Below are 8,576 nucleotides of genomic sequence, written 5' to 3' on the forward strand. Positions count from 1 at the left end.
GCCCGAGCGGCGGTCGATGCGATCGTGAGCGAGCAGCTGACATATTTCCTGGAGCAGAATCCAGCGGTTGCCAAGATCATCTGTGAGAAATCAATTCTTGCCAAGAGAGCCCGCGACGCAGCCCGCAAGGCGCGCGAGATGACGAGACGTAAATCAGCGCTCGACGGCATGGCGCTTCCAGGAAAATTAGCCGACTGTTCCGACAAGAATCCGGAAAACTGCGAGATCTACATCGTAGAGGGAGATTCCGCGGGTGGTTCTGCGAAAGAGGCTAGAAATAAATCCAATCAGGCTATTCTGCCTCTTCGAGGCAAGATCTTAAACGTAGAAAAAGCAAGACTGGATCGAATTTACGGCAATGCGGAGATCCGTGCGATGATCACGGCATTTGGTACCGGTATTCATGAAGATTTTGATATTTCAAAACTTCGTTACAACAAGATCATTATCATGACCGATGCCGATGTGGACGGTGCTCATATCAGTACCCTTCTTCTGACATTCCTGTATCGTTTTATGCCGGATCTGATCCGGGATGGACATGTATATCTGGCACAGCCGCCGCTTTATAAGATCGAGAAGAATAAGCGTGTCTGGTATGCATACAGCGATGATGAGCTGAATTCGATTCTGACTGAGATTGGCCGTGACAACAACAATAAGATCCAGCGTTATAAAGGTCTGGGCGAGATGGATGCGGAACAGCTTTGGGAGACTACCATGGATCCGGAGCGCCGAATTCTTCTCCGTGTACAGATCGACAGTGAGACTGCTTCGGAGGTTGATCTGACATTTGCTACCCTGATGGGTGATCAGGTTGAGCCGCGCCGTGAGTTTATCGAGGCAAATGCGAAGTACGTAAAGAACCTGGATATTTAATTAAATTTAAGTCACTTAAATCCTTTTGAGGACGAAAGGAGTATAGATGGAACCAAATATATTTGACAAAATTCATGACATTGATCTGAAAAAGACAATGGAAACGTCTTACATCGATTATGCGATGAGCGTTATCGCCGCCCGGGCACTCCCGGACGTGCGCGACGGCTTGAAACCGGTGCAGAGACGAGTGCTTTATTCGATGGTTGAGCTGAATAACGGTCCGGATAAGCCGCACCGTAAATCCGCCCGTATCGTCGGTGATACAATGGGTAAATATCACCCGCACGGCGACAGCTCCATTTACGGCGCATTGGTTAATATGGCTCAGAAATGGGCTACCCGTTACCCGCTTGTAGATGGACATGGAAACTTCGGTTCCATGGACGGCGACGGCGCCGCAGCGATGCGATACACCGAGGCAAGACTGAGCCGTATTTCCATGGAGATGCTGGCGGATATTGGCAAGAATACCGTTGATTTCATGCCGAACTTTGATGAGACTGAGAAAGAACCGACGGTTCTTCCGGCTCGTTTTCCCAATATTCTGGTAAATGGCGGCACCGGTATCGCCGTTGGTATGGCAACGAATATTCCGCCTCACAACCTGCGTGAGGTGATTGCTGCCGTTGTCAAGATCATAGACAACCGGGTGGAGGAAGACCGCCCGACTACCATCGAAGAACTGATGGAGATCGTAAAGGGACCTGATTTCCCGACAGGAGCAACCATCCTTGGAAAAGCAGGCATCGAAGAAGCGTACAGAACCGGACGCGGCAAGATCCGTGTACGGGCTGTATACAATATCGAGGCCATGGCAAATGGCAAGAGCCGTATCATCGTGACAGAGCTTCCTTATGCAGTGAATAAGGCTCGTTTGATCGAAAAGATCGCAGAGCTTGTAAAGGATAAAAAGCTTGATGGAATCACGGATCTGCGTGATGAATCCAACCGTGAGGGACTTCGGATCTGCATTGAACTGCGCCGTGATGTGAATGCCAATGTCATCATGAACCGTCTGCTGAAGCATACACAGCTGCAGGACACCTTTGGTGTGATTATGCTGGCGCTGGTTAAGAATGAGCCGCGTATCTTAAATCTGCAGCAGATCCTGGAATATTACTTAAAGCATCAGGAGGATGTGGTAACCAGAAGAACCAAATATGATCTGAACAAGGCAGAAGAGAGAGCCCATATTTTGGAAGGTCTTTTAAAGGCACTGGATCATATCGATGAGGTTATTAAGATCATCCGCGGTTCTGCCAATGTTCAGGCGGCGAAAGCTCAGTTAATGGAGCGTTTTGATCTTTCGGATGCACAGGCACAGGCCATCGTAGATATGCGTCTGCGTGCTCTGACCGGTTTGGAACGCGAGAAACTGGAAAATGAATATAAAGAGCTGGAGGCAAAGATTGCAGAGTTGAAAGCGATTCTGGCAGATGAGAAGAAACTTCTGTGTGTTATCAAGGAGGAGATCTCCCTCATCGCTGATAAATACGGAGATGACCGCCGTACCGCCATCGGATATGATGAATACGATATGTCTGCGGAGGATTTGATCCCGGATGACGATATCGTTGTGACCATGACCAATTTTGGCTATATTAAGAGAATGTCCAGCGATAATTTCAAGAGCCAGAACCGAGGCGGCAAGGGAATCAAGGGCATGCAGACTATTGAGGAAGATTATATCGAAGATCTGCTGATGACGACAACCCATCATTATGTGATGTTCTTTACCAACAAGGGACGCGTATACCGCTTGAAGGGATATGAGATTCCGGAGGCAGGACGCACTGCCAGAGGTACTGCCATCGTGAATCTGCTTCCGCTGATGCCAGGCGAGAAGATCACATCCATCGTTCCTATGAAAGAGATCGATGATGAGAAATATCTCTTCATGGCAACCCGCAATGGTATGGTTAAGAAGACTCCGATGAAGGAATACAGCAATGTCCGCAAGAACGGTCTTCAGGCGATTGTACTTCGTGATGACGATGAATTGATCGAAGTTAAGGCTACCGATAATACCGAAGATATTTTCCTGATCACAAAGAAAGGTATGTGTATCCGATTCCATGAGACCGATGTCCGCGTGACAGGCCGTGTTTCCATGGGTGTTATCGGCATGAAGTTTGATGAAGGTGATGAAGTCATCGGTATGCAGATGGCCAGCCAGGGAGAATGCCTGCTGGTAGTATCGGAAAATGGTTATGGAAAACGCACTCCGATTGATGAATTTACAGCCCAGAACCGTGGCGGCAAGGGCGTGCGCTGCTATAAGATCATCGACAAAACCGGTGATTTGGTGGGTGCAAAGCTGGTAGATAATGAGCGCAAGATCATGCTGATTACCAATGAAGGCATTATCATCAAGATGGCAGTCAGCGACATCTCGATTATCGGACGCAATACCTCCGGTGTGAAGCTGATGAGTATTGATGCTGAATCCGGCATAGTAGTTGCAAGCATCGCCAAGGTGCGGGAGAGCGACAAGGATGAGGATGAAGAAGACGAACTTCTGGAGGAGCAGGACGGAGAAGAAACCGAATCTGAGAATACGGAAGAATAAAAGTTACAGTTCAGTCTTTAGCTGATTTGGCTAAACTGTAACGAATAAAAAGTAAAAAAGATCAGATATCCTTGATCTTTGAAAAGAAAATCATAAAAAAGAGAACATCCGGCAATTCATAAACTGGAATTAGCGGGTGTTCTCTTTTTGATCTTTATGAGGCGCAGTATTTTAACAGCGTCACAGCGTCGTTTCTCTCTGAATGAGGCGGCACTTGAATTCCTGGTAGGTAAATTCAGATTCACGGTTTTCGATCATAGCAAGAAGAAGTTTGGCAGCATATTCGCCCATTTGATCGTAAGGAATATCAATACCGCTGATGGATGGATAATCCATTTCGTAAAAGTTTACTTCATTCAGGAAGATATGCCGAATTCTCTGAGGGATGGAAAAGCCTGTTTTTAATATTTCACGCTGCAGCAGCAGTCCAATGTCGTAGTTTTGAGAAATGGCAAGATCAAAACTGCGGTTTTCCATGTATTTAGCTAAAAATTGCTGCAAATGAATCAGATCACGATCCTTGATAGGGCAGATCACGTGCTCCAGATGGCAGTTCGGTGCCGTCCGGCGAAGCAGGGATTCAAAAAGCGGATATTTATTATTAACTAAAAGACCGTCATTGCTGATGGAAAAATACCGCACTTCGCGGATTCCCTTTTCCAGACAGAAGGAGGCACATTCCTGCAGGGCATATTCAAATGCATGGGGGAACGGTGTTTTTTTTGAGAAAACTCCGTCCATACAGATAACCACATAGGGAATATGATTTTCATCGGCCGGTTTTGTAAAAGCAGCGTGATCATCGTTGGAAATAAAAATGAGTCCATCGATCACGCTGGAATAATAGCTTTTGACATAATCCGGAGAAGAATCTATATCATCCATTTCATTGAAAATCGTGATGGTATAGTCGATCTGGGACAGGTACTGGCTGATTCCGGTAAAAGCATTTAAGAAAGCCTGGCGGCTGTAATCCTTTGCACATACAATTCCGATGGACGTGCAGTTTTTGGTTCGCATGCTTTTGGCGGAAGCATTGGGATAGTAGTGAAGTGTTTCAACGGCATCTAAAACCTTGCGTCTGGTTTCCTCACTGATCTTCTGATTCTGGCGATTATTGATTACATAAGATACAGTCGCCTGAGAGACTCCGCAGAGTTTTGCGATGTCTTTTGCAGTAACATTTTTTTTCATAATTTTGTAGACTCCTTATAACACTTTTACAGTTTATTAAATTTCTCTAAAAATGTCTATAGAAATTCACTAAAATACACAATAATTTAATATTGCTAAAAAAACAATTGAAATGCCGATCCTTTTGTGATATTCTAACAATACAAAATTCACTTATACGTATAAGTTAGGAATGGAGGAAAAAATGGGAAAAGCAAACGAACAAGCAAAAGATAAGCCTTCGTTATTAAACCGCTGGCTGAACGGAATTGAGAAAGTTGGAAATAAACTTCCGCATCCGATTTCTATTTTTGCAATTTTAGTTCTCTTTGTTATCGTTCTTTCTGCTGTCTGTGAGATGGCTGGAGTTTCGGCAACAGGTGAACTGGTTAACCGTTCTAAGGGAGTCGTAGAGACTCAGACGGTTCAGGCTGTCAGCCTTTTGAATGGTGAGGGGCTTGTGTACATGCTGACACATGCAATCACTAACTTTACAGGATTCGCTCCTTTGGGAGTTGTCCTGGTAGCTATGTTTGGTATCGGACTTCTGGAGGACAGTGGTTTAATCGGAGGCGCATTAAAGTCTGCTGTAGAGGTTACTCCGGCTAAGTTAATTACTCCGATGATCGTATTCTTAGGCGTTATGTCCAACTTGGCTGACGCAGTTGGATACATCGTTCTGATTCCGATTGCTGCACTGATGTTTATGGCATACAATCGTCATCCGGTAGTTGGTATGGCAGCAGCATTTGCAGGTGTATCCGGTGGTTTCTCTGCAAACTTATTAATCGGTACTCTGGATCCGCTTCTTTGCGGTATTACCAACGAGGCTGTAAAGATGGTAGACCCGACTTATGTAGTTGAGCCGACCGGAAACTGGTACTTCATGATGGTATCTACCTTCCTGATCACAATCTTAGGTACTATCATCACTGAGAAAGTCGTTGCACCGCGTTTTGGTGAGTATCACGGCAATGGGGAAGAGAATGAAACAAGCTCTGAATATAAATTAAACGACCAGGAAAGAAAAGCTCTGAAAGTAGCTGGTTTAACCTTACTGGTTATGATTCTGGTTCTGGTAGCTTTCTGTCTCCCGGCTAACTCTGTTATGAGAGCTGAGGATGGAACACTGTTAGGAAACTCTCCGTTTATGGAGGGCATCATCCCGATTATCACTGTACTTTTCTTCGTACCGTCTGTTGTATATGGTCATATGACTGGTGTATATCACGGAGAGAAGGATGTCTGCAACGCTATGGGACGTGCCATGGGAACCATGAGCTCCTACATCGCTCTGACCTTTGTGGCAGCACAGTTTATTAACTTCTTTGGTTATACCAAATTAGGAACGATCCTTGCATTAAAGGGAGCTGAGTTCTTTAGAAGCTCTGGTATTGGAACTATCCCGACCATGATCTTATTCGTTCTTTTTGCAGCCTTCATCAACCTGTTTATGGGTTCTGCATCTGCAAAATGGGCTCTGATCGCGCCTGTATTCGTACCGATGTTCATGCTGTTAGGTTACACACCGGAGTTCGCTCAGGTTGCTTACCGTATCGGTGACTCCTGTACAAACGTTATCACTCCGATGATGTCCTATTTCGCAATGATTATCGTATTCATGAAGAAATATGATAAAGAGGCTGGTATCGGAACTCTGGTTTCCACCATGCTTCCGTACAGTATCTGCTTCCTGATTGGATGGAGTATCCTGTTAGTATTATGGATCGTACTTAACCTTCCGTTAGGACCGGGCGTTGGAATGTTTCTTGGCTAATGGGGCTGAATCGTTACGATAATTTAAATAACTAGAATTAAGATGTACTCTGGGAATGTTTTATGCGGAATGCATAGACATTCCAGGAGTACATATTTTTTCAAAAAAATTGCATGAAGGAGGAAATAATGAACCAGACAAATATAAAAATTGGACAATTAAGAGATCGCATGAAAGAACTGGGAATCGATGCATACCTGGTTCCGACTGCGGATTTTCATGAATCTGAGTATGTAGGCGAATTCTTTAAATGCCGTCACTTCCTGACCGGTTTCAACGGAACCGCTGGAACGGCTGTTATCACTATGGACAAAGCCGGACTCTGGACAGACGGAAGATACTTTGTACAGGCAGAAGAGCAGCTTTCAGGCAGTGAGATCAAATTATACCGCATGGGTGAACCTGAATTCCCGACTCTGGACGAGTTTTTAGAGGAGGAGCTTCCGGTTGATGGATGCCTTGGATTTGATGGCCGTGTTGTAAACTCTGAGCTGGGTTATGGTCTTCAGAACTTACTGCAGGAAAAAAATGTAACAATCAACTGCAGCAAGGATCTGGTAGGTGAGATCTGGACTTCCCGTCCGGCTATGTCCTGCGAGCCTATCTGGAGCCTGGATGTAAAATATGCCGGAAAGAGCACCGTAGAGAAACTTTCAGATCTTCGTGATGCCATGAAGAAAAATAAAGCACAGATTCATCTGATGACGGCTCTGGATGAAATCGCATGGTTATTCAACCTTCGTGGAAACGATATTGTAAATAACCCGGTATTCCTGTCCTACGCACTTATTACACAGGATGAAGCTTATTTATACGTACAGAAAGAAGCCATCAAAGAAGATACTAAGATGGGAAAAGAGGTTTGTGCGGCTTTAGCTGAGGCAAAGGTTCAGGTAAAAGAGTATGCGGAATTCTTACAGGATGTGGCAGCCCTGAAGAATGAGAAGATTCTTCTGGAACGCAAGAAAGCAAGCTTTGCTGTATGCGAGAGCATTGATGCTTCCTGCCGCATCATAGACGAGATGAATCCTTGTGCGACCATGAAGGCTGTTAAGAATGCGACCGAGATCGAAAATATGCGTAAGGCCCATTTAAAAGATGGTATAGCTGTTACCAAGTTTATGTACTGGCTGAAGCATACCATCGGAACCTGCGATATGACAGAGATGACAGCGGCTCATAAAATTGAAGAACTGCGAGCAGAGCAGGGCAACTATATCGAGCCAAGTTTCGTAACCATTGCAGCTTACAAGGAAAATGCAGCAATGTGCCATTATCATCCAAGCGATGAGGTATGCAAGAAATTAAAACCGGAAGGTCTTCTGCTGGTAGATTCCGGCGGACAGTATTTAGAGGGAACTACTGATATCACAAGAACCTATGCGTTAGGACCTCTGACCGAGAAGGAAAAAGAGTACTACACAATCGTAGCAGCCGCTATGCTGAAGGTATCAACCATGAAGTTCCTTCACGGCTGCCGGGGAATCAACTTAGACTACACCATCCGTGAAGCATTCTGGAAACGTGGTCTTGATTTTGCCCATGGTACCGGACATGGTGTAGGATATCTTTCTAACGTACATGAGAGACCGAACGGACTGCGCTGGAAAGTTGTTCCGGAGCGTCAGGACAGCGCTGTGATCGAGCCGGGCATGATCTGCTCCGATGAGCCGGGTCTGTACTTTGCAGGCGATTTCGGAACCAGAACAGAGAACCTGATCTTATGTGTCGAGGATGAGAAGAATGAGTACGGACAGTTCCTGAAGTTCGAATTCCTGACCAAGGCGCCGATTGACTTAGAGGCACTGGATATACGTTTCATGGATGACGCGGATATCGAGCGTTTAAATACATACCATAAAGACGTATACGAAACCATTTCTCCGTACATGAATGACGAAGAAAAAGAGTGGTTAAAACACGTGACAAGAGAAATTTCAAGATAATATGATGTTACAGTTCAGCCATGCGCTGGTTTGAATGAGAAAGTGTGCTGCAAGCTTGCTTGCATAAGCACTTTTTATCCAAATCAGCATATGGTGGACCCACCGTGCTTCTTGTGTTCATGAATATGGAAACAAGAAGATGTCATGGCTGAACTGTAACAATATAATACCTCCTGAATAGATAGAAATAAATTCAAGTCGAACATCCGTGAGACTTGGCGCGTGATTC

4 protein-coding genes and 1 pseudogene (1 of these 5 running past the window's edge) are annotated in these 8,576 nt (G+C 45.1%); 4 read left to right on the forward strand and 1 reads right to left on the reverse strand.

Annotation, left to right across the window (positions count from 1 at the left end):
- Window positions 1-879 (forward strand): annotated as a pseudogene (gene gyrB, locus QVO97_RS00555) (DNA topoisomerase (ATP-hydrolyzing) subunit B) (it extends 1,057 nt beyond the left edge of the window).
- 46 nt (window positions 880-925) lie between these two features.
- Complete coding sequence (gene gyrA, locus QVO97_RS00560) at window positions 926-3,451, forward strand: DNA gyrase subunit A (protein ID WP_022358499.1); 2,526 nt, start codon at window positions 926-928, stop codon at window positions 3,449-3,451.
- Window positions 3,452-3,631: 180 nt separating this feature from the next.
- Here the strand turns inward: gyrA and QVO97_RS00565 are convergent, their stop codons facing one another.
- Complete coding sequence (locus tag QVO97_RS00565; protein ID WP_022358500.1) at window positions 3,632-4,645, reverse strand: LacI family DNA-binding transcriptional regulator; 1,014 nt, start codon at window positions 4,643-4,645, stop codon at window positions 3,632-3,634.
- 184 nt (window positions 4,646-4,829) lie between these two features.
- On the opposite strand from QVO97_RS00565, the gene QVO97_RS00570 reads away from it, so the two are divergent.
- The gene (locus QVO97_RS00570) at window positions 4,830-6,401 is read left to right on the forward strand and encodes an AbgT family transporter (protein WP_022358501.1); all 1,572 of its coding nucleotides are present in this window, start codon (window positions 4,830-4,832) and stop codon (window positions 6,399-6,401) included.
- 128 nt (window positions 6,402-6,529) lie between these two features.
- A complete protein-coding gene (locus tag QVO97_RS00575) occupies window positions 6,530-8,347 on the forward strand; it encodes an aminopeptidase P family N-terminal domain-containing protein (RefSeq protein WP_022358502.1) in 1,818 nt (605 codons plus the stop codon).
- The last annotated feature ends 229 nt before the right edge of the window (window positions 8,348-8,576 follow it).

This window comes from Clostridium sp. CAG:43 (assembly GCF_000434655.1).
Taxonomy (GTDB): Bacteria; Bacillota; Clostridia; order Lachnospirales; family Lachnospiraceae; genus Otoolea; species Otoolea fessa.